Below are 19,809 nucleotides of genomic sequence, written 5' to 3'. Positions count from 1 at the left end.
TTTTTACGCCCATCGCCTCAGCCACGCCGACGCGATGGGATACTGGTGATGATTACTCGCCGTAAACGTTAAAATCGAAATACTTTTTCGCCAGCTTGTCGTACGTGCCGTCGGCGCGCATTTCAGCAAACGCTTTATTCAACGCCTCACGCAGTTCGGTATCGTCTTTACGCAGGCCCATGCCAGTGCCCACGCCAAACAGCTTCTCGTCTTTAATCGACGGGCCGCCGAATTGGTAATCTTTGCCGATAGGCTGTTTCAGGAAGCCTTCACTCGCCGCCACTTCATCCTGGAATGCAGCGTCAATGCGCCCTGCGGTCAGGTCAGAATAGATATTGTCCTGCCCCTGGTAGGAGACAATTTCAATACCTTTCGCCGCCCAGTGCTCATTGCCGTAGGTTTCCTGCGTCGTCCCCTGCAATACGCCCACTCGCTTGCCTTTCAGCGTGTCGAGGTTTGGCGTAATCGGGGAGCCTTTTTTCACCACCAGACGGGAGTCTGCGGCGTACAGTTTGTCGGTAAAGGCGATTTCCTGCTGGCGTTTTTCAGTTATCGACAGCGACGACATAATGGCATCGATTTTTTTTGCTTTTAGCGAAGGGATCAGGGCGTCCAGCGGGTTTTCCACGAAGATACATTGTGTCTGGATGCGCTTACACAGCTCTTTTGCCAGCTCAATATCAAAACCCACTAATTCACCCTGTGCATTTTTCGACTCGAACGGAGCATACGTTGGGTCAGTACCAATGCGCACTTTTTGCGGAATTGCTGCAAACGCGCTTGATGCAGAAGCAAGCGCAACGACCAGAGAAAAAGACAACGCCAGTTTTTTCATAATTATCCTTAACAGACCGTAATTCTTGTGGGTTTTTAGAAATTATCTGAGCAGTTATCGTGCCATTTTTTCGCCCATCAAGGCAAAGCATTCCGCCCTGACAAATGGCTTTTTTCTCACTGAAAACGCTTAATTATGCAATTGCGCGCTACATTGGAGCAATGCGCGCACCACCGTAGTGCAGGGTCAAAAACCATGCACTACAATGATACGTTCTGCGTAGTTAGTCGCCGTAGACGTTAAAGTTAAAATACCGCTTCGCCATCTTGTCGTACGTGCCGTCAGCACGCAGCTCTGCCAGCGCTTTATCCAGCGCGGCTTTCAGCTCAACGTCATCTTTACGCAAGCCGACGCCAGTACCATCGCCAAAGAATTTTTTGTCTTTCACCGACGGCCCGGCGAAATCAAAATCTTTCCCGGCAGGCTGTTTGAGGAAGCCTTCGCTGGCAGCCACTTCATCCTGGAATGCGGCGTCCAGACGCCCGGCAGCCATATCGGAGTAGATCAAGTCCTGATTCTGATACGCCACAACATCCACGCCTTTGCTGCGCCAGTTTTCATTGGCATAGGCTTCCTGCGTTGAGCCTTGCAGCACACCGATATGCTTGCCCTTCAGTGCCTCCAGCGTTGGCTTGATGGGCGAACCTTTTGCCGCAATCAGGCGAGAATCCGCAGCATACAGCTTGTTGGAGAAGGCGATTTCCTGCTGGCGTTTTTCCGTAATCGACAGCGAGGAGATAATCGCGTCGATTTTCTTCGCTTTTAACGACGGGATCAGCGCATCAAAATCACTGCCAACCCAGGTACATTTGAGGTGCGCGCGTTGACACATCTCATTGCCTAAATCGATATCAAAGCCGATGAAATTACCTTTGGCATCTTTCGATGAGAATGGCGCATAGGTGGTATCAGTGCCGATACGAATACTCTGCGGCAGCGCGGCAAACACGCTGGAAGCGCTGCTGAAACCCAGCAGCAAAGAGAGAGCCAGAACGGTCGTCTTCATACTTTCCCCTATTAAATCGTGATGTCGTTAACGGCTATTGAGTGTTGTGTTGGCAAACCTTTACTGCATCTTCTGTGCCATTTTTACTGTCGCATTATTCAGCGGCGTTAAATATGTTAACAAAAAGATAATAAAAGGTAACCACAGCGAAAGATATCAGCCGTAGCGTATAAATCGAGCACAAAAACGTCATTGGGGAAATTAAATAGCGAGGATTTGATCGGTATTACAGATTTGCCCTGTAACAGGGCAATAGATACATCATGCACTACGTTCAGGCAGGCTTAAGCGCCCGTCCAGCGGGTAAAGAGGCCTTCTGGCAGCGTAATATCGAAGAGATCCAGCACGCGGTTGACGGTCTGATTAATCACATCATCCAGCGTTTGCGGGCGATGATAAAAAGCCGGAACCGGCGGCATAATCACCGCGCCAATCTCTGCGGCTTGGGTCATCAGACGCAAATGCCCCAAATGCAGCGGCGTTTCCCGCACGCACAGCACCAGCGGGCGGCGCTCTTTTAACACCACATCGGCAGCGCGCGTCAGCAGGCCATCGGTGTAGCTGTTTACAATACCAGAGAGCGTTTTTATCGAGCACGGCAAAATCACCATTCCGGCCGTTTTAAACGAGCCGGACGAAATGCTCGCCGCAATATCGCGAGCATCGTGCACCACATCCGCCAACGCCTGCACTTCTCGCAGCGAGAAATCCGTTTCCAGCGCTAACGTCTGCCGCGCGGCCTGGCTCATCACCAGATGCGTTTCAACATCCGGGAGAGTGCGCAGCACCTGCAACAGACGTACGCCATAAATTGCGCCGCTCGCGCCAGAAATACCAATGATGAGTCGTTTCACACAGACCGCCCTGTTTTCATAATGGGGCAAACTTTGCCGGATTACGGCGCCAGACGCAACTGTGGCGAGCACGGGTTTGCGGTTGAGCTTTCCCGAACTACCAACCGCACCGGCAACAGCAGGCTTCTTTCGTTTTCGTCATTCAACAGCAGCTGGAAGGCATCGCGCCCCAGCTCGCGTTTATCCACCGCCACCGTTGACAGCGGCGGGTGCGACCAGGCCGCAGCATCAATATCATCAAAACCGACGATGGCCACATCCTCCGGTACGCGGATCCCTCGCCGCGCGCATTCGCGCAGTGCCACCAGCGCCGCGACATCGTTATAAGCGAAAATGGCATCCGGCGGCTGCGCTAGCGCCAACAATTTAGTCATTCCTTCGACCAGCGCTTGCTCGATATCTTTGACCGGCGGCACTTCAACACGATATTCCGGCGCTAATATCAGCCCCGCATCAAACAGCGCCTGCTGATAACCTTCAACACGCTGGCGAATACTGTAGTGGCGCTGCGAAGTGCCGAGAAAGGCAATCCGCGTTCTGCCCTGCTCCAGCAAATGCCGGGTAGCGACAAAACCACCGTGGAAGTTGTCGGGGTTAACGCAGGGGAAATCAGCCGCCCATAAATCCACTAACGCAACGGGCAGCGCCGTCTGGCGCAGTTCAGCCAGCACTTCCGGCTCCAGATATCCGGCGCAAATCAGCGCATCCGGTTGATGCAGGCTGATCAGCTCAGAGATGGCATCGTCCGGGCCTATCGGTTGAAAACTCATGGCAATTTCGTTTTCCCGGCACACGTCCGCCACGCCAAGCATCACCGTTGAGTAGAACGGCAGCGCGCTGGCGATATTGTGCTCACGATGCAGTAAAAATAGCAGCCGCTTAATGCGCCCGCTACGCAGGCGGCTGAAGTCATAACCCTCGGCCTGGGCGATAGATAAAATTCGCTGCCGCGTTTCATCACTCAGCCCCGGCTGCCCTTTTAGCGCGCGAGATACCGCCGCAATCGACACACCACACATCGTTGCGATGTCTTTAATTCTGGTTTTTTTCGCCATGCCTGTTTGCTTCCACCCGTTAACGGCAATTCTGCTTAAAGGATATCACGCCGCAGCAAAACACGGATAAGCGCAAACACTATTTTTACTAAACATGGTGTTTAACTTTTGCCTTCATCATTAATCACGTCTTCTACCGGTATTTTTTGTAACAAATATCACCATTAATAATTTATTTATAGTAAAAATATGATCAGTTTCACCATTTAAAAAGCATGTCGTATACCTTCAAATCGCCATAAGTCTATACTCAGCACCATTCTTTATTTACTAAAAATCGTCAGAGATACGCCGTAATGACTTGTTGAATCATCACCCCTTGTTCGAGGATTGGTTATGACCATTGCTGATAACCTGGCTACTGATGTGCAAAATGTTGATGCGGGAGAGACACTCTCAACCCGTGAAAAAATAGGTTATGGATTAGGCGATGCCGGTGGGCATTGCATCTCAGATTTAATCAGCGGCTTTTTACTCTTTTTCTATACCGATATTTTTGGCCTTAGCCCGGCAATTGTCGGCGCGATGTTTTTTGTCCTGCGTATTTTTGATGCGGTTTCTGACCCCGTCATGGGCGTTATCGCTGACCGCACCCGCAGCCGCTGGGGGCGCTTTCGCCCCTGGCAACTGTGGACGGCAGTGCCGCTTGGCGTTATCGGGATACTCACATTTACCGTCCCGGATATGGGGCCGAATATGAAAATCGCCTGGGCATTCGGCACTTATTTCCTGCTGTCGGTGGGCTATACCGCCAATAACGTCCCCTACTGCGCGTTGATTAACGCCATCACGAACCGCCATGATCAGGTGATGTCGTGCCAGTCCTGGCGCTTTGTGCTCAGCGGTATTGCCGGTTTTCTGGTTTCCGTTGGCCTGCCGTGGATGGTTGAAATTTTCGGTCAGGGGAATTTGGCAAAAGGCTACCAGTATGGCGTAACGGTGCTGTGTACCGTGGGCGTGGTGATGTTTTTGCTCTGCTTCTGGTGGGTAAAAGAGCGTGTGCCGCTGTCGCTCGCGGGTAAATTCACCCTGCGCGAACACCTGCAAGGGCTGCGTAAAAACGATCAGTTGCTGATGATGCTGGTGATGTCCTTTTTGCTGGTCAACATCCTGTGTATTCGCGGCGGCGGCTACATGTACTTTATCTCTTACTCGCTAGAAGGCAGCACGGGGTTTATGTCGCTGTTTTTCGCCATTGTGACCGTGGCGGCGATCCTCGGAGCGATAATCGTCAACCCGCTCTCTCGCCGTATTGATATGGTGAAACTGTATTACTACACCAACCTGGTATTAGTCGCCTTCGGTATCGTGATGTACTTCCTGCCCACCGGGCCGCAGCACCAGGCGCTGTGGCTGGGCTGCATTCTCATCAACAACATCGTGCTGGGCTTCACGCTGCCGCTGCACTTTTCGATTATGGCCTTTGCCGACGATTACGGTGAGTGGAAAAACGGCGTGCGTTCTTCCGGGATGAACTTCGCCTTCAACCTGTTTTTTATCAAGCTGTCATGGGCGTCATCCGGCGGCATTATCAGCCTGATTCTGATTATGGTGGCTTACCGTCCGGGGCTGGAAAACCAAACCGTAGCCTCTATTCAGGGCATTACCCTGCTGCAAACGCTCGTCCCTGCGTTGTTCCATCTCGTCCTGGCGCTGTGCCTGCGGAAGTGCCGCCTCAACGGCGCAATGATGCAGCGCATTTCAAGCGATCTTCACCAACGACATTCACACATTTCCTGAGGTAAACACGATGCAAGCTGATGTGATTGAAGCCGATCTGAACCGAATCACCCTCACCGATCCATTTTTAGGCGAGTATCAACGCCTGATTCGTGACGTGGTGATCCCATACCAATGGCAGGCGCTGAATGACGCGATCCCTGACGCCGAGCCAAGCCATGCGCTGGCAAACTACCGCATTGCCGCTGGGTTAGAGCACGGCGAATTTTATGGCATGGTTTTTCAAGATAGCGACGTCACCAAATGGCTGGAGGCCGTTGCCTGGTCACTCCGCCAAAAACCTGACCCTGAACTTGAAAAAACGGCGGATGACGTTATCGAGCTGCTGGCGCTGGCGCAATGTGAAGACGGCTATCTCAACACCTGGTACACGGTGAAAGAGCCTGGGTTGCGCTGGACAAATGTCGCGGAGTGCCACGAGTTATACTGCGCGGGGCATCTGTTCGAGGCCGCCGTCGCCTTTTATAACGCCACCGGTAAACGCCGGTTGTTGGATATCGCCTGCCGCTTCGCTGACCATATCGACACTATATTTGGCCCAAATGCTGGCCAGTTGCGTGGTTATCCTGGGCATCCTGAAATTGAGCTGGCGCTGATGCGCCTGTACGAGGTCACTCAACAACCGCGCTATCAGGCATTGGCCCGCTTTTTCCTCGACGAACGTGGACAACAGCCCTACTACTACGATATTGAATTTAAAAAACGCGGCGGGACCTGGCACTGGGATAACTGGGGCGAGGCGTGGATGGTGAAAGACAAAGCCTATACTCACGCCCACAAGCCGCTGGCGGAACAAAGCGAAGCCGTCGGTCACGCGGTGCGCTCGGTGTACTTAATGACGGGATTAGCGCACGTCGCACGCCTGACCCACGATGAACAAAAGCGCCAGACCTGCCTGCGAGTGTGGAATAATATGGTGCAACGCCGAATGTACATCACCGGCGGAATCGGCTCTCAGGGTATTGGCGAGGCCTTTACCAGCGACTACGACCTGCCAAACGATACCGCTTACGGTGAAAGCTGTGCCTCCATCGGCCTGATGATGTTCGCGCGCCGAATGCTGGAAATGGAAGGTGACGCACACTATGCCGATGTCATGGAGCGCGCATTCTATAATACGGTGCTGGGCGGTATGGCGCTGGACGGCAAGCATTTTTTCTACGTTAACCCATTAGAAACGCAGCCTAAAAGCATTCCACACAACCATATTTATGACCATGTTAAACCGGTGCGCCAGCGTTGGTTTGGCTGCGCCTGCTGCCCGCCGAACATTGCCCGCACGCTGGTCGCTATCGGCCACTATCTTTTCACCCCACGCCTCGACGCGCTATTCATTAATTTCTATGCGGGCAGTGAAGCGGCGTTTACGGTTAACGGGCAAACGCTGGCGCTGAAAATCAGCGGTAACTATCCGTGGGATGAACAGGTCACGCTGCGCATCACCCAGCCACAGCCCGTTGAACATACGCTGGCGCTGCGTTTGCCAGCGTGGTGCTCATCGCCACAAATTCAGGTCAATGGCGATGAGGCCAGCGGAGAAAAGATTAAGGGTTATCTGCACCTGCATCGACGCTGGCAGGAGGGCGATATCATTACTCTGAATTTGCCGATGATTGCCCGCCGGGTGTATGCCAACCCACGGGTGCGCCATGCCGCTGGCAAGGTTGCCATTCAACGCGGGCCGCTGGTGTATTGCCTGGAAGAAGCCGATAACGGCGCGCAATTGCACAATCTGTCGCTGCCCAAAACCAGTGTTCTGCGGGAAGTGGCGGGAAACGGTGTGCTGAAGGGGAAAATTCTGTTGCAAGCAGAAGGCGAGCGAGAACCTGATGTGACGGACGATGCACCACTGTATCGTTTTGATGAGCGTCAGACGGCAGCACAGACGCAGACGTTAACGTTTATTCCGTGGTTTAGCTGGGCGAATCGCGGCGAAGGGGAAATGCGTATTTGGGTCGATGAGGCGTGATTTAATAACAATGCCGGATGGCGGCGATGCCTTGCGAAACCGTAGGCCTGATAAGCGCAGCGCCATCAGGCGCTGTGCTCCTATTGCCGGATGGCGGCGATGCCTTATCCGGCCTACAGATATTGCGAAACCGTAGGCCTGATAAGCGTAGCGCCATCAGGCTTTGTGCGCCTAATACCAACGAGCTTAACCTTCGTTATGCATCTCTAAATTTTCAACTTCATTTTGCAACTGCACCGCTTTGGCGTCGTCGTTGCGCAGCGAGTCGAGGAAATCGAGATAAGCCTGATCGACATCTTTGGTGACGTACACGCCGTTAAACACCGAGCATTCAAACTGCTGAATATCAGGGTTTTCAGCACGAACGGCATCAATCAAATCATCCAGGTTTTGGAAGATAAGCCCATCCGCACCGATTATCTGGCGAATCTCATCCACTTCGCGACCGTGAGCGATAAGCTCATTGGCGGTTGGCATATCGATACCGTAGACGTTCGGGAAGCGGATTTCCGGGGCAGCAGACGCCAGGTATACTTTCTTCGCTCCGGCTTCGCGCGCCATCTCGATAATCTGCTCAGACGTCGTACCACGTACGATGGAGTCATCAACCAGCAGCACGTTTTTATCACGGAACTCAGCGCGGTTGGCATTCAGCTTACGGCGCACGGATTTACGGCGTAACTGTTGGCCTGGCATGATAAAGGTACGGCCTACGTAGCGGTTTTTCACAAACCCCTGACGGTATGGCTTGCCGAGAATACGGGCGATTTCCAGCGCGATATCGCAAGAGGTTTCCGGGATAGGAATCACCACGTCGATATCCAAATCTTCCCATTCGCGCGCAATCTTCTCGCCCAGTTTCGTGCCCATATTGACACGCGCACTGTAGACGGAAATTTTGTCGATAAAGGAGTCAGGACGCGCAAAGTAGACATACTCGAACAAGCATGGGTTGCTGACCGGGTTGTCGGCACACTGACGGGTAAATAGCTGACCTTTTTCAGTGATGTACACCGCTTCGCCTGGCGCCACATCGCGCAGGAATTCGAAGCCCAGCGTATCCAGCGCCACGCTTTCAGAGGCGACCATATATTCGGTACGACCATCCCCAATATCGCGCTTGCCCAGCACCAGCGGGCGAATACCGTTCGGGTCGCGGAAGGCAACCATGCCGTGACCGATAATCATCGCGACACATGCATACGCCCCGCGAATCTGGCGGTTTGTCGCGGCAATGGCGGCAAAAATATTGTCGGCTTCCAGCGGATAATGACGGAAGTTGTCTAATTCGCTGGCGAAAATATTGAGCAGGATTTCAGAATCGGAGGTGGTGTTGATGTGACGGCGTTTTTCTTCAAACAGCTTTTTACGTAACTCATGCGCATTGGTCAGATTACCGTTATGCGCCAACGTAATACCGTACGGTGAGTTGACGTAGAAGGGTTGTGCTTCAGAAGCACTGGAGCTGCCCGCCGTTGGGTAGCGCACGTGGCCAATACCCATATTGCCCTGCATACGCTGCATGTGGCGGGCTTCAAAGATATCGCTGACTAAGCCGTTTGCCTTACGCAACCGGAAGCAGTTGTTGGCATCAATGGTGATGATGCCAGCGGCATCCTGTCCACGGTGCTGAAGCACCGTTAGCGCATCATAAATCGACTGGTTTACCGGCATAACACCGGCGATACCGACAATACCGCACATACGTCTTTTCCTCGTTAAGCAACGGCCCAAAGCTTATACTTTGGGCAAGAAACTTGACGAGCTTTGAAGGTATTCAAAAAACCATCTGATAACGGGTGAAAAGTAAGGAATAAACTGCGACTGCTGCCAGTCAGCGCTTTTCGCCATTCCGGTAAAAGTGTCGAGGAAAAACAGAATAGCGGCGATGATCAGCACCCCACGTAAAGCGCCAAAACAGATCCCCAATACCCTGTCTGTGCCCGACAGACCGGTTTTCTCCACCAGCAGGCCTATCACATAGTTGACGATAGCGCCGACGATGAGCGTCACGATAAACAGTGCCGCAATAGCAATCCCATTTCGAACCCGTTCGTCCTCAAAGCCCGTAAACCAGACAGACAGTTCCGTGTAGTAATGGCTAGCGACATAAAAAGCACAGCCCCATGTCACCAACGATAATGCTTCACGAACAAAACCACGGATAAGGCTAACTAAGCAAGAAAAGCCCAGCACCGCAATAATGGCGTAATCAATCCAGACCATATTTGTCCCACGATTTTACGCCCTGTCATCCAGTTCGGGCGCATTCTAACAGAAAAAGAAAACGTTTGCGTAGGGATTTCCTTCCCAGGCATAAATAAAAAATGGCGCTGAAAAAATATTCAACGCCACTGGTTTCCGCCCTCACCCACGGGCAAAAAACGCCCCCTTTACCTGATGAGCAAAGGGTTCAGGGTGAGAGGTAAAGCAGGATTAGTTCGGGGTATATCCCATCACCACACCGCTTAACCCCGATAGCTGCTTCAGCTCGCCAAGCGAACCTTTTAGCTTATCTTTCGAGGCATCCGGGCCAACCAGAATACGGGTAATTTTACCCTGAACTGGCGTCGAAGGCGACGTGTAGGCGCGATAACCTGCACCGCGTAAACTGGCAACAATTTCGTTCACTTTGTCGGCGTTTTTCAGCGCACCTAACTGCACCACGTAGGCTTTGCCAACCGGCGCAGGTTTCTCTTCCGGCGCGGCTTTTGGCGGTGGGGTTACGGCAACCTGCTCGACCACCGGCTGTGGTTTCGGTTTTGGCTTCTCTACCGGCTTCGGTTTCGGCAGTTCGGCGGCAGGTGGAATCTGCTCAAGGTCGCCGTTGCCATTGACCGCCAGACGGCTGGAATCCAGCGACGGCGCCGCAGCATCACCCGCTCTTACCTCTTCCGCAGCACCTTCCGGCGGCTGAGCAGGCAGTGCTTGCGTCGCCGTCGGCAGCATATCCGGCTCATCACGATCGCCAGGCTTTGGCACCAGCGGGATGGCAGCAAACTCATCCTGATAATGTTTTTTTTGCCCGTCGAGCAGCCCTGGCAGCACGATGACCCCCAGTGCAACTAAGACGATTGTCCCAACAAGACGGTTCTGAAACTTACTTGCCACCGGCTCTCCCCGCGTCCAACTCTTCCATCACATGCGCTACCGTATGGAACGAACCACACACTAGCACCGTATCTTCAGGCTTTGCTTCCGCCATTGCGGCATACCACGCCTGTGCCACGCTGGCGAAAACAGTACCTGTGCGCAAATGTTCGCGCAACTGTTCTGCCGTCGCTCCGCGCGGCCCTTCCAGCGGTGCGCAATACCAGCTATCAATAACGCCATCCAGACATGCCAGCGTACCGGCGATGTCCTTATCATGCAGCATACCAATAACCGCCAGCACTCGCCCAGTTTTCGGCAGCGATTTGAGACGCCCAGCAAGATAGCCCGCCGCGTGCGGGTTATGGGCAACATCAAGGATCACCCGAGGTTCCATTTGGATGGTCTGAAAACGCCCCGGCAAAATAGCCCCGGCAATACCGTCACGAATCGCCTGTTCGCTCACCACAAGCTGACTGGCGCGCAGCGCCGCCAGCGCCGTGGCAGCGTTAGGCTGCGGCACGTTTGGTAGCGGTAAGCCACGCAGTTCACCCTGCGCATCGCTAAATGTCCAGCTATCAGCTTGCACTGTGTAGCGCCAGTCAACGTCGCGTTGCAGTAGCTGTGCGCCTTTCTCGCGCGCAACATCAGCAATGGTATGCGGCATATCAGGCTCCCCCACCACAGCAGGACGCCCGGCGCGGAACACGCCCGCCTTTTCACGACCAATGCTTTCGCGATCCGGCCCCAGCCAATCGGTATGATCCAGCGCGATACTGGTGACAACAGCCACGTTAGCATCAACAATGTTGGTCGCATCGAGACGACCGCCCAGACCGACTTCCAGAATCGCGACGTCCACTTTTTCCTGCTTAAACAGCCACAGCGCCGAGAGTGTACCGTATTCAAAATAGGTCAAAGAGGTTTCGCCACGCGCGGATTCAATCGCCGCAAAGGAGGCGGTATGCGCGCTTTCAGCAAGCTCAGCGCCCTGAATACGCACCCGTTCAGTGTAGCGCACCAGATGCGGCGAGCTGTAAACGCCAACTTTATAACCCGCCGCCATCAAGATGGTTTCCAGCGTGCGGCAGGTTGTGCCTTTGCCGTTCGTTCCGGCGACGGTAAACACAAACGGCGCCGGTTGCAGCACGTTCAGTTGCCCTGCGACCAGGCTGACGCGCGCCAGTCCCAGGTCGATGGTTTTTGCGTGGAGGTTTTCAAGATAAGAAAGCCACGTAGCCAGGGGCGACGTGGCCTGAGGAATAAGATGTTTGTCCATAGTGCCCGCTACTTTCAACAGTGGATAATAGCAAAAAGGGCAGCGCCGCCTGGCCCTACCCTTTGTACTCGTCGTTTTTTAAGTTGCAGGTCCGTAAGCTCAGCCGAATCGCTTACCTGAGTAAACGCATCGGAATTGTGTCTCTTACCGCCGTCCTGCAACTCAAAATCCATAGAGTATGCTTATCAGGCCTCTGGTTCCTGATCCGGTACTGGAGGTACAACCACGCTTTCACGCGGGGCATCCGGATTCGGAGCCGGAAGGTTCATCAACTTCGCCAGAATACGGGCGAGCTTCAGACGCATTTCCGGGCGACGAACGATCATGTCGATCGCCCCTTTCTCAATCAGGAATTCACTGCGCTGGAAGCCCGGCGGCAGTTTTTCACGTACGGTCTGCTCGATAACACGCGGGCCAGCAAAGCCGATCAGTGCTTTCGGTTCCGCAACGTTCAGGTCACCCAGCATCGCGAAGCTCGCAGAAACCCCACCCATAGTTGGGTCGGTCAGTACAGAAATATACGGTAAACCGCGCTCCTGCATTTTTGCCAGTGCCGCAGAGGTTTTCGCCATCTGCATCAGTGACATCAGTGCTTCCTGCATACGCGCACCGCCAGAAGCGGAGAAGCAGATAAGCGGGCAGTTGTCTTCCAGCGCCTGTTCAACGGCACGGACGAAACGCGCACCGACAACAGAACCCATCGAGCCGCCCATAAAGGCGAATTCGAAGGCCGCAGCAACCACAGGCATCTCGTGCAGAGTGCCTTTCATCACAACCAGCGCGTCTTTTTCGCCCGTTTCTTTTTGGGCAGACACCAGACGGTCTTTATACTTTTTAGAGTCACGGAACTTCAGCACGTCTTTCGGCTCAAGTTCACTACCCAGCTCTACCAGGGACCCTTCATCCAACAGGCTATGCAGGCGATTACGCGCAGACATACGCATGTGGTGATCGCACTTCGGGCAAACCTCGAGGTTACGCTCCAGCTCGGCGCGATACAAAACCTGACCACAGCTATCGCATTTGGTCCATACCCCTTCCGGGATGCTCGCCTTACGGGTAGGTGTGATATTGCTTTTAATTCGTTCAATCCAGCTCATTGATAACCTTTCTGCCTGAACCTGGTCGATGCCAGTTTTGCCATACAGGGGGCGCGCATCATGCCACTTTTTCCCCATATAGACCATGAATGTTGCACATTAAAACATAACAGCCCGAAACTTGGCATAAAAAAGTGGTCGAACCGCGAAACATGTCGTAACAGGGCACGGCTGAATCGTGCCCTACGTGCCTGGTTTATTTAGCCCGTTTTGCTGCCGCACGGCGATGACGAATCACCTCAATCACGCCTGGCAATATCGACAATACGATGATGGCTACAATCAGTAGTTTCAGGTTTTCCTGAACCACTGGCAGGTCGCCAAACAGATAACCCGCGTAGGTAAACAGCAGTACCCACAGCAGCGCGCCGGTGACGTTATACAGCGCAAAATGACGATAGGACATATGCCCCATTCCCGCCACAAAAGGCGCGAAAGTTCTGACTATCGGTACAAATCGCGCCAGGATAATGGTTTTTCCCCCATGCTTATCGTAGAAAGCGTGGGTTTTATCGAGATAGCTACGACGGAAAATTTTCGAGTCTGGATTACTGAATAACTTCTCCCCAAACACACGCCCAATGGTGTAGTTCAGCGCATCGCCGACAATCGCCGCGATAACCATCAGCACCACCATTAAATGCACGTTGAGGTCGTTGGTTGGCAGCGCAGAAAGCGCCCCAGCAACGAACAGCAGCGAGTCGCCAGGCAGGAACGGCGTTACCACCAGCCCCGTTTCGCAGAACAAAATCAAAAACAGAATGGCATATACCCAGACGCCGTACTGAGCGACCAGCTCCGCCAGATGCACATCAATATGCAGAATGAAATCAATTAAAAAACGGATGAGATCCATATTGTCTTAGCCCCAAATGACTCTGTTAGTCCGCCAGGAAAAGCGGGCCCATCGGCACGGAAGGCAGTTCGAAGTGTGCGGGGTAGTCCACCGCCACCAGGTACAGCCCTTCCGCTTTCGCCGTTGCTGCGGCAAGCGTCCTGTCTTTTGCCGCCAGCAGTTCTGCAATCCAGCTCTCTGGCCGGTTTCCTGCGCCAACCTCCATCAGGCTGCCAACAATATTCCTTACCATATGATGGACAAAGGCATTCGCTTTAATGTCCACCACAATATAAGCCCCGTAGCGCGTCACGTTGATGTGCATAACGTTACGCCACGGTGTACGCGACTGGCACTGTACGGCGCGAAACGAGGTGAAATCATTTTCACCCAGCAGGCTTTGCGCCGCGCGGTGCATTCGCTCTGCGTCCAGCGGCTGATGATAATGCGTCACCCCCTGGCTCAACACCGCCGGGCGTAGTCGGTGGTTGTAGATAACATAGCGATAACGCCGCGCCGTAGCACTAAAGCGAGCGTGGAAGTCATCCGGTACGGCTTTGACCCAACGCACCGCAATATCCCCCGGCAGGTTTGCATTCACACCCAGCGTCCATGCGGCGTCTTTACGCGCCGCATGGGTTTCAAAGTGCACAACCTGACCCGTGCCGTGAACACCGGCATCGGTACGCCCGGCACAGAAGACGTTTATCGGTTCGTTCGCCACCTGCGAGAGCGCTTTTTCCAGCTTTTCCTGCACACTGCGGACTTCATTTTGCCGCTGCCAGCCGTAGTATTTGCTACCGTCGTATTCAATGCCCAGCGCAATTCGATAGACCGGCAGTTGCTCCATCTCGGACATTAGTACAGATACTCCTGCACCAGTTTTTCAGCGATTTTCACCGCCATCAGCGCGCCGCCAAAGCGGACGTTATCGGCAACCGACCAGAATTGAATCTGCTCTGGCATACCGTAGTCGTTACGTACACAGCCAACGGAGAGGTGCGCACTGTTGGTGGCGTCGCCTACCTGAGTCGGGAATTCACCCTCCTCTGACAGCGCAATATCTTCACCACGGGCGAACGCATCGCGCGCTTCTTCCGCCGCCAGCGGGCGTAACGCTTCGAAAGTCACCATCTGCGCGTGGCCGTAGAATACCGGCGACTGGATGCAGCTTGCGGAAATCATCAGGCCATCGTCCTGAAGAATTTTGCGTACCTGATCGACAATACGCTGTTCGTCGCGTACCGCACCTTCACGGTTTGGCAGCATCGGCAGCATGTTGAACGCCAGTTGGCGACCAAAGAAATCGCCTTCATCAATCGGCATACCGTTCAGCAGCTTGGCACTTTGCCCCGCCAGCGCATCAACCGCTTTTTTGCCGTGGGCAGAAGCGGAAAGCAGGCTGGTCACGCCAATGCGCGACAGACCACCGTCATCAATCAGTGGTTTCAGCGCCGTCAGCAGTTGGCTGGTTTGGCTATCCGCAACGGCAATCAGGTTGCGGTTACGGTAGTCTGCCAGCACAAAGGGGTTTACTTCGGGAACCACCAGTGGGACATCTGGCTCCAGCGCGAACAGGCCGCTAAGGTCGATGATCAGGCAACCGGCGTTGGTAGCCTCTTCGACGTATTGCGCCGTGGCTTCCTGACCGGCGGCGAAAAACGCCAGTTGTGCGTGTGTCCAGTCAAACTCTGTCGCATCCTGCACCATAATCGACTTACCGTTAAAGCGTAGATGCTCGCCGGCGCTTTCATTGCGCGCCAGGGCGTAGATATCGCCCACCGGGAACTCACGTTCCGCCAGGGTTTCAATCAGGGCTTCGCCCACGGCGCCAGTTGCGCCCAGAATGGCAATATTCCAGCCTTCAGACATGGTGATTTACTCCAGAAAAAAAAGCGACCCTGCCGGAGTATCCGACAGGGGTATTAAGAAGACATTAACGATGGACGGCGTTAAACCCGAGTTTTTGCAGCAACGCAGCAGCGTCGGCGTCATCGCACTCAACGGTCAATGACGACCATTCGCGACGCTCAAGATAATTTTTACGCAGCTTGTCAAATTCGCCAGGGATACCCGCAACTTTCCGCAGCGGCGCGTCATCGCGGCGCACATCATACACTAAATGCACCAGCCTTTTCAGCGTTGGCTGACAGAGTGGCCCGTGCAGACTAATGTGACCAAATTCCGGGGCGGGGAGCAATGAAGACAGCGCCACCTGCTGTGGCTGGCCGATAAACTGGCTATAGGCCTCAAACACTTGCGTTGTGCCGCGCGCCTTGCCTTCCAGGGTGTAACCTGCGATGTGCGGCGTGCCAATATCCACTCGCTCCAGCAACGCCAGATTGAGATTCGGCTCAGGCTCCCAGACATCCAGCACAACGCTGAGATCTTGCCCATCTTGCAGGCATTGCAGCAGCGCGGCGTTATCAACGACCGGGCCACGGCAGGCGTTGATCAAAATAGCGCCCGGCTTCAGGCGACGAATCAGCGTCTCGTCCGCCAGATGCAGCGATTTATACGGCCCTTCTTTATACAGCGGCGTATGGAAAGTCAGAACATCAGCTTCAGCGACCAGCTCATCCAGCGAACGAAAATCACCGGCATCACCGTTATCGGCGCGCGGCGGGTCACACAGCAGCGTTTTAATCCCCAGCGCTTCCAGCCGTTTTTGCAGACGTCCCCCGACGTTGCCTACCCCGACGATACCCACCGTGCGGTCAGTCAGCGCAAAACCGTCGCGTTCTGCCAGCATCAGCAGCGAGGAGAACACATATTCCACCACCGCAATCGCGTTGCAACCCGGCGCGGCGGAGAAACCAATCCCTGCCTGTTGCAGCCAAGCTTGATCAACATGATCCATCCCGGCGGTAGCCGTACCCACAAACTTAATCGCTTTGTCGGCCAGCAGCGCTTCATTTACCTTAGTTACCGAACGCACCATTAGTGCATCGGCATCGGTTAACGCATCGGGCGGAATCGGGCGGCCAGGAACAGCCCTCACCTCACCTAAACGGCTAAAAAGCTCGCGGGCATAGGGCATATTTTCATCAACAAGGATTTTCACGGTTCAGTACCTGTCTGAGAACGAGAGTAAACCGGGGAAGTGTGCCATAATCTCGCCGCCAGGAATACTCGCGCCTGGTATCAGTAAAGCAACACGGCAAAGGATCAATCATGACGCAACCCATTTCAGGTATGCCTGCGCGCCCTCCGGGCACTGGCGCGACTCCGCTCTCTCCAGCCGGGGAACAACCGCTCAGCACCCAGCAGCGTACGGTGCTTGAACGACTCATCACGCGATTGATTGCGATAACGTCGCAGCAAAACGCGGAAGTCTGGGCGGGCGTAAAACACGATCTGGGGCTAAAAAATGATTCACCGCTGCTGGCGCGCCATTTTCCTGCCGCCGAGCAGAATCTGAATCAGCGAATCGGCACGGCGGAACAGACGCTCAGCACGCGCCAAACGCTGTCGCAGCTAACGGAATTGCTCAGCCAGGGCAATAACCGCCAGGCGGTAAGCGACTATATTCGCCAGCAGTTTGGGCAAACCGCCCTCAACCAACTGACGCCACAGCAGTTGAAAACGGTGCTGCATCTGCTGCAACAAGGGGAGTTGTCAATTCCTCAGCCGCAGCAGCGCCCGGCGGCCGCCCCGAATCGCCCACTGTTACCGGCGGAGCACAATACGCTGAACCAACTGGTGACTAAGGTTTCTGCGGCAACCGGTGAGTCAAGTAAACTCATCTGGCAATCATTGCTGGAGCTTTCCGGCGTGAAGTCTGGCGACCCGTTCCCGGCGAAGCATTTTAATGCGCTGGTGACGCTACTTCAGGCACGTTTAACGTTAAGCAGCCATCCCGCACCAACGCTTAACACGCTACAGGCCGCGCTCAAGCAGCCAATGGAGCCGCACGAATGGCAATCGGTACGCGAATTTGCCCAGCAAAATCTGAACGTCACGCCGCAAACCGTGCTCACGCCCGTGCAGGTGCAAGAGTTGCTTAATCTGCTGTTCCTGAAACGTATTGAGCGGGAGCGCGTGGCGCAAGCCATCGAAGCGCGCAATCTACAGCCGATTTACGCGCCATTTGTGCCAGTGATTACTTCACTGAAATCGCTATCGGCGCGCCCTGGCATCGCGTTTGTGGTCGCGCTGGCGGTGGTGCTGTTACTGTGGATATTGCTGTAGGCTTAACACCTGCGCAATCGTCATCATCACCGCCTCTTCATCATTGTTGCCGGTGATAATTAGCTTAATCATAACGCCCTCAATGTGAGGGCGCCGGTCTTGAAAACCGGCGCCCACAGAATCCTTACCACCACACCTCGGCCTGAACCCCAGCCATAAACTCAGTTTTGCTATCGTCATTGAATCTGAACGACGACAGTTCGTTATCAAGAATATTGATATACGTGCCGTAGAAACGGATTTCTGGACGAGAGCCTAACAAGCTTGGCCCCACCTTGAGCGCGTGATAGAGCGTGGTTTTGTACGCCGACTCTTTCAAATCCTGGCCCTGCTGCGTGGTGTTTTTCTGCGCAAACCAGCCCAGTTCAACACCGGTTTGGTTCCAGGTATCCCAAATCCATGCCGGGCGGATAACGGCGCGGACGCTATTGAAGTCGGTGTGCGCCCCGCTCTCGTAGCTATAAATATCTTCACCGTGCGACCATACCAGCGCGTTCGCCATAATGATGCGATTGGCCAGGTACATTTCACCCTGCGAGATTAAACGCCAGGCAATACCGTTGGAATGGTCGCCATAGTAGTAGCGCCCGTAAGCCATTGAGTCGCTTGCGCCGGAGAAGTTCGAGAAGCTGCTGCCATAAGAGTTGTTCGCCACTTGCAGCGTAAACTCATTAAAGCCTTTGCGATCCAGCTCCTGGCGCACAATCGCCGTTGCCATCCAGCTATCCTTCAACTCGAAATAACTGTTGTTATGCTCGTTCTTTTTCTGCTCGTCCGTTTTGTTGGCAAAGGCATATTTGCCCATCAACGACAGCGAGCCATCCTGCCACAGCGGAATATTACGGTAGCGAAGGTCAACCGAGTTGGTATTCATCTGCGTGGTATTGTTGAAATCACGCGAGTAAACATCAACATCGTTGCGGCTTAACGAGGCATCCAACTGCCCAACGCCTAAATCCCAGTTCTGGATACCCACAGCGGCGGCGACGTCGGTGGTGAGCGATTTCCAGTCCAGCATCTGAATTTCATACTCTGGCAGTTTGTGTTTACCGACCCAGAAATCCGCCTCACGCGCAAACGGCAGGAAGCCTTTGGTGGTGAGGAAAATATCGCTGAACTGCATAATATTTTCGTTACCGCGATTGTCGCCAAACCACGCGTCGTTGTACTGCTCGCCGACGTTACCGTCGTAAGTCACTACCGCATTAGCCGTTTTACCGTCCTGGTTATACACGCGCTGGTTGAAAGTTAAGTCAAACCAGCCGCTCATCTCGTTACCAAAACGGCCCAGTGAACCGGCTGCATAAGTTTGCGTCGAGCCACGGTTTGAAGTACCCCAACCGGAGCGGAAATAGCCTTCATAACTAAAGCCGATATCCTCTTTCACAAACTTACTGATGTCTTTCATGGTGACGCTTTCTACCTTCGCCTGACTGCCGGAGGTATCAATAACCGCCACCTGCTGCGTCGCTTTCACTTCCGGCTTCGCCACGGCATTTACTTTTTCGCTATTCTCATTTTCAATATTATCCGCCACCGGCGACTGCGCCGTTATATTTCCGGCAGTCACATTACGCTGTGTATTTCCTTTAATACTTTCTTGTAGCGTGGCAACTTTATCTTTATAGCTTGATAATTCCGACTGGGTTTGTTTTAACGCGGCTTTATTTGCCGACAATTCGGCTTCCAGCATTTCCAGCCGCTGTTCAACAGTTAATTTCGCGGCTATAACATCAATCGGCGATAATGCAGCCAGGATAGATAAAGACAATAAGCTGACCTTCAATGTTCTTGAATTCATAGAATACCCTTGAGATATAATTATAATATTCCCTCAGTCATTTCTGACTGAAGG

The 19,809-nt window shown here is 53.8% G+C and carries 17 protein-coding genes; 3 read left to right on the top strand and 14 right to left on the bottom strand.

The features are described from left to right. Nucleotides 1-52: 52 nt before the first annotated feature. From hisJ to AC6I4B_RS07645, 4 genes are all read right to left on the bottom strand, one after another. Nucleotides 53-835, bottom strand: coding sequence for a histidine ABC transporter substrate-binding protein HisJ (gene hisJ / locus AC6I4B_RS07660; RefSeq protein ID WP_497770747.1), 783 nt, complete (start codon nucleotides 833-835; stop codon nucleotides 53-55). 223 nt (nucleotides 836-1,058) lie between these two features. After that, nucleotides 1,059-1,841, bottom strand: a complete 783-nt coding sequence (gene argT / locus AC6I4B_RS07655) for a lysine/arginine/ornithine ABC transporter substrate-binding protein ArgT (RefSeq protein ID WP_497770745.1) — start codon at nucleotides 1,839-1,841, stop codon at nucleotides 1,059-1,061. Between the two features lie 284 nt (nucleotides 1,842-2,125). After that, complete coding sequence (locus tag AC6I4B_RS07650; protein WP_497770744.1) at nucleotides 2,126-2,695, bottom strand: UbiX family flavin prenyltransferase; 570 nt, start codon at nucleotides 2,693-2,695, stop codon at nucleotides 2,126-2,128. Nucleotides 2,696-2,736: 41 nt separating this feature from the next. Beyond that, nucleotides 2,737-3,750 (bottom strand): LacI family DNA-binding transcriptional regulator, encoded by a 1,014-nt coding sequence (locus AC6I4B_RS07645; RefSeq protein ID WP_497770740.1) that lies wholly within the window; start codon nucleotides 3,748-3,750, stop codon nucleotides 2,737-2,739. Nucleotides 3,751-4,086: 336 nt separating this feature from the next. On the opposite strand from AC6I4B_RS07645, the gene AC6I4B_RS07640 reads away from it, so the two are divergent. Both AC6I4B_RS07640 and AC6I4B_RS07635 read left to right on the top strand, forming a co-directional pair. Continuing rightward, complete coding sequence (locus AC6I4B_RS07640; RefSeq protein WP_497770738.1) at nucleotides 4,087-5,490, top strand: MFS transporter; 1,404 nt, start codon at nucleotides 4,087-4,089, stop codon at nucleotides 5,488-5,490. A 10-nt stretch (nucleotides 5,491-5,500) separates the two neighbouring features. Continuing rightward, nucleotides 5,501-7,459, top strand: a complete 1,959-nt coding sequence (locus AC6I4B_RS07635) for a glycoside hydrolase family 127 protein (RefSeq protein ID WP_497770737.1) — start codon at nucleotides 5,501-5,503, stop codon at nucleotides 7,457-7,459. A 186-nt stretch (nucleotides 7,460-7,645) separates the two neighbouring features. On the opposite strand, the gene purF is transcribed toward AC6I4B_RS07635, so the two are convergent. The 9 genes from purF to pdxB all read right to left on the bottom strand — a co-directional run bounded on the left by purF (nucleotide 7,646) and on the right by pdxB (nucleotide 16,827). Continuing rightward, nucleotides 7,646-9,163, bottom strand: a complete 1,518-nt coding sequence (gene purF, locus AC6I4B_RS07630) for an amidophosphoribosyltransferase (protein WP_497770735.1) — start codon at nucleotides 9,161-9,163, stop codon at nucleotides 7,646-7,648. Nucleotides 9,164-9,196: 33 nt separating this feature from the next. Beyond that, a complete protein-coding gene (gene cvpA, locus AC6I4B_RS07625; protein WP_497770734.1) occupies nucleotides 9,197-9,685 on the bottom strand; it encodes a colicin V production protein in 489 nt (162 codons plus the stop codon). A gap of 210 nt (nucleotides 9,686-9,895) precedes the next feature. Further along, complete coding sequence (dedD, locus tag AC6I4B_RS07620; RefSeq protein WP_497770732.1) at nucleotides 9,896-10,570, bottom strand: cell division protein DedD; 675 nt, start codon at nucleotides 10,568-10,570, stop codon at nucleotides 9,896-9,898. After that, a complete protein-coding gene (gene folC, locus AC6I4B_RS07615) occupies nucleotides 10,560-11,828 on the bottom strand; it encodes a bifunctional tetrahydrofolate synthase/dihydrofolate synthase (protein ID WP_497770731.1) in 1,269 nt (422 codons plus the stop codon). The genes dedD and folC overlap by 11 nt, the downstream gene beginning before the upstream one ends. A 185-nt stretch (nucleotides 11,829-12,013) precedes the next feature. Beyond that, complete coding sequence (accD, locus tag AC6I4B_RS07610; RefSeq protein WP_497770729.1) at nucleotides 12,014-12,928, bottom strand: acetyl-CoA carboxylase, carboxyltransferase subunit beta; 915 nt, start codon at nucleotides 12,926-12,928, stop codon at nucleotides 12,014-12,016. A gap of 196 nt (nucleotides 12,929-13,124) precedes the next feature. Beyond that, nucleotides 13,125-13,784, bottom strand: coding sequence for a DedA family protein (locus AC6I4B_RS07605; protein ID WP_497770728.1), 660 nt, complete (start codon nucleotides 13,782-13,784; stop codon nucleotides 13,125-13,127). 25 nt (nucleotides 13,785-13,809) lie between these two features. Next, nucleotides 13,810-14,622: a tRNA pseudouridine(38-40) synthase TruA gene (gene truA, locus AC6I4B_RS07600; RefSeq protein WP_497770726.1), complete on the bottom strand. Its 813-nt coding sequence runs from the start codon at nucleotides 14,620-14,622 to the stop codon at nucleotides 13,810-13,812. Next, nucleotides 14,622-15,635, bottom strand: coding sequence for an aspartate-semialdehyde dehydrogenase (locus tag AC6I4B_RS07595; RefSeq protein ID WP_497770725.1), 1,014 nt, complete (start codon nucleotides 15,633-15,635; stop codon nucleotides 14,622-14,624). The genes truA and AC6I4B_RS07595 overlap by 1 nt, the downstream gene beginning before the upstream one ends. 64 nt (nucleotides 15,636-15,699) lie before the next feature. Continuing rightward, on the bottom strand, nucleotides 15,700-16,827 hold the full coding sequence (pdxB, locus tag AC6I4B_RS07590; protein ID WP_497770723.1) for a 4-phosphoerythronate dehydrogenase PdxB: 1,128 nt from the start codon (nucleotides 16,825-16,827) through the stop codon (nucleotides 15,700-15,702). Nucleotides 16,828-16,937: 110 nt separating this feature from the next. On the opposite strand from pdxB, the gene flk reads away from it, so the two are divergent. Then, nucleotides 16,938-17,954 (top strand): flagella biosynthesis regulator Flk, encoded by a 1,017-nt coding sequence (gene flk, locus AC6I4B_RS07585; RefSeq protein ID WP_497770722.1) that lies wholly within the window; start codon nucleotides 16,938-16,940, stop codon nucleotides 17,952-17,954. 124 nt (nucleotides 17,955-18,078) lie between these two features. On the opposite strand, the gene AC6I4B_RS07580 is transcribed toward flk, so the two are convergent. After that, nucleotides 18,079-19,755: a carbohydrate porin gene (locus AC6I4B_RS07580; protein WP_497770721.1), complete on the bottom strand. Its 1,677-nt coding sequence runs from the start codon at nucleotides 19,753-19,755 to the stop codon at nucleotides 18,079-18,081. Between the last annotated feature and the right edge of the window lie 54 nt (nucleotides 19,756-19,809).

Source organism: Kluyvera fluvialis, from assembly GCF_059725275.1.
The sequence above is the reverse complement of the archived record's forward strand: the minus strand, read 5'-3'. Positions and strand labels throughout refer to the sequence as shown.

What these genes read in the sequence shown, in the direction of transcription:
- hisJ (WP_497770747.1), bottom strand. Translation starts at nt 835, where the DNA reads ATGAAAAAACTGGCGTTGTCTTTTTCTCTGGTCGTTGCGCTTGCTTCT.
- argT (WP_497770745.1), bottom strand. Translation starts at nt 1,841, where the DNA reads ATGAAGACGACCGTTCTGGCTCTCTCTTTGCTGCTGGGTTTCAGCAGC.
- AC6I4B_RS07645 (WP_497770740.1), bottom strand. Translation starts at nt 3,750, where the DNA reads ATGGCGAAAAAAACCAGAATTAAAGACATCGCAACGATGTGTGGTGTG.
- AC6I4B_RS07640 (WP_497770738.1), top strand. Translation starts at nt 4,087, where the DNA reads ATGACCATTGCTGATAACCTGGCTACTGATGTGCAAAATGTTGATGCG.
- AC6I4B_RS07635 (WP_497770737.1), top strand. Translation starts at nt 5,501, where the DNA reads ATGCAAGCTGATGTGATTGAAGCCGATCTGAACCGAATCACCCTCACC.
- purF (WP_497770735.1), bottom strand. Translation starts at nt 9,163, where the DNA reads ATGTGCGGTATTGTCGGTATCGCCGGTGTTATGCCGGTAAACCAGTCG.
- cvpA (WP_497770734.1), bottom strand. Translation starts at nt 9,685, where the DNA reads ATGGTCTGGATTGATTACGCCATTATTGCGGTGCTGGGCTTTTCTTGC.
- folC (WP_497770731.1), bottom strand. Translation starts at nt 11,828, where the DNA reads ATGGACAAACATCTTATTCCTCAGGCCACGTCGCCCCTGGCTACGTGG.
- accD (WP_497770729.1), bottom strand. Translation starts at nt 12,928, where the DNA reads ATGAGCTGGATTGAACGAATTAAAAGCAATATCACACCTACCCGTAAG.
- AC6I4B_RS07605 (WP_497770728.1), bottom strand. Translation starts at nt 13,784, where the DNA reads ATGGATCTCATCCGTTTTTTAATTGATTTCATTCTGCATATTGATGTG.
- truA (WP_497770726.1), bottom strand. Translation starts at nt 14,622, where the DNA reads ATGTCCGAGATGGAGCAACTGCCGGTCTATCGAATTGCGCTGGGCATT.
- AC6I4B_RS07595 (WP_497770725.1), bottom strand. Translation starts at nt 15,635, where the DNA reads ATGTCTGAAGGCTGGAATATTGCCATTCTGGGCGCAACTGGCGCCGTG.
- flk (WP_497770722.1), top strand. Translation starts at nt 16,938, where the DNA reads ATGACGCAACCCATTTCAGGTATGCCTGCGCGCCCTCCGGGCACTGGC.
- AC6I4B_RS07580 (WP_497770721.1), bottom strand. Translation starts at nt 19,755, where the DNA reads ATGAATTCAAGAACATTGAAGGTCAGCTTATTGTCTTTATCTATCCTG.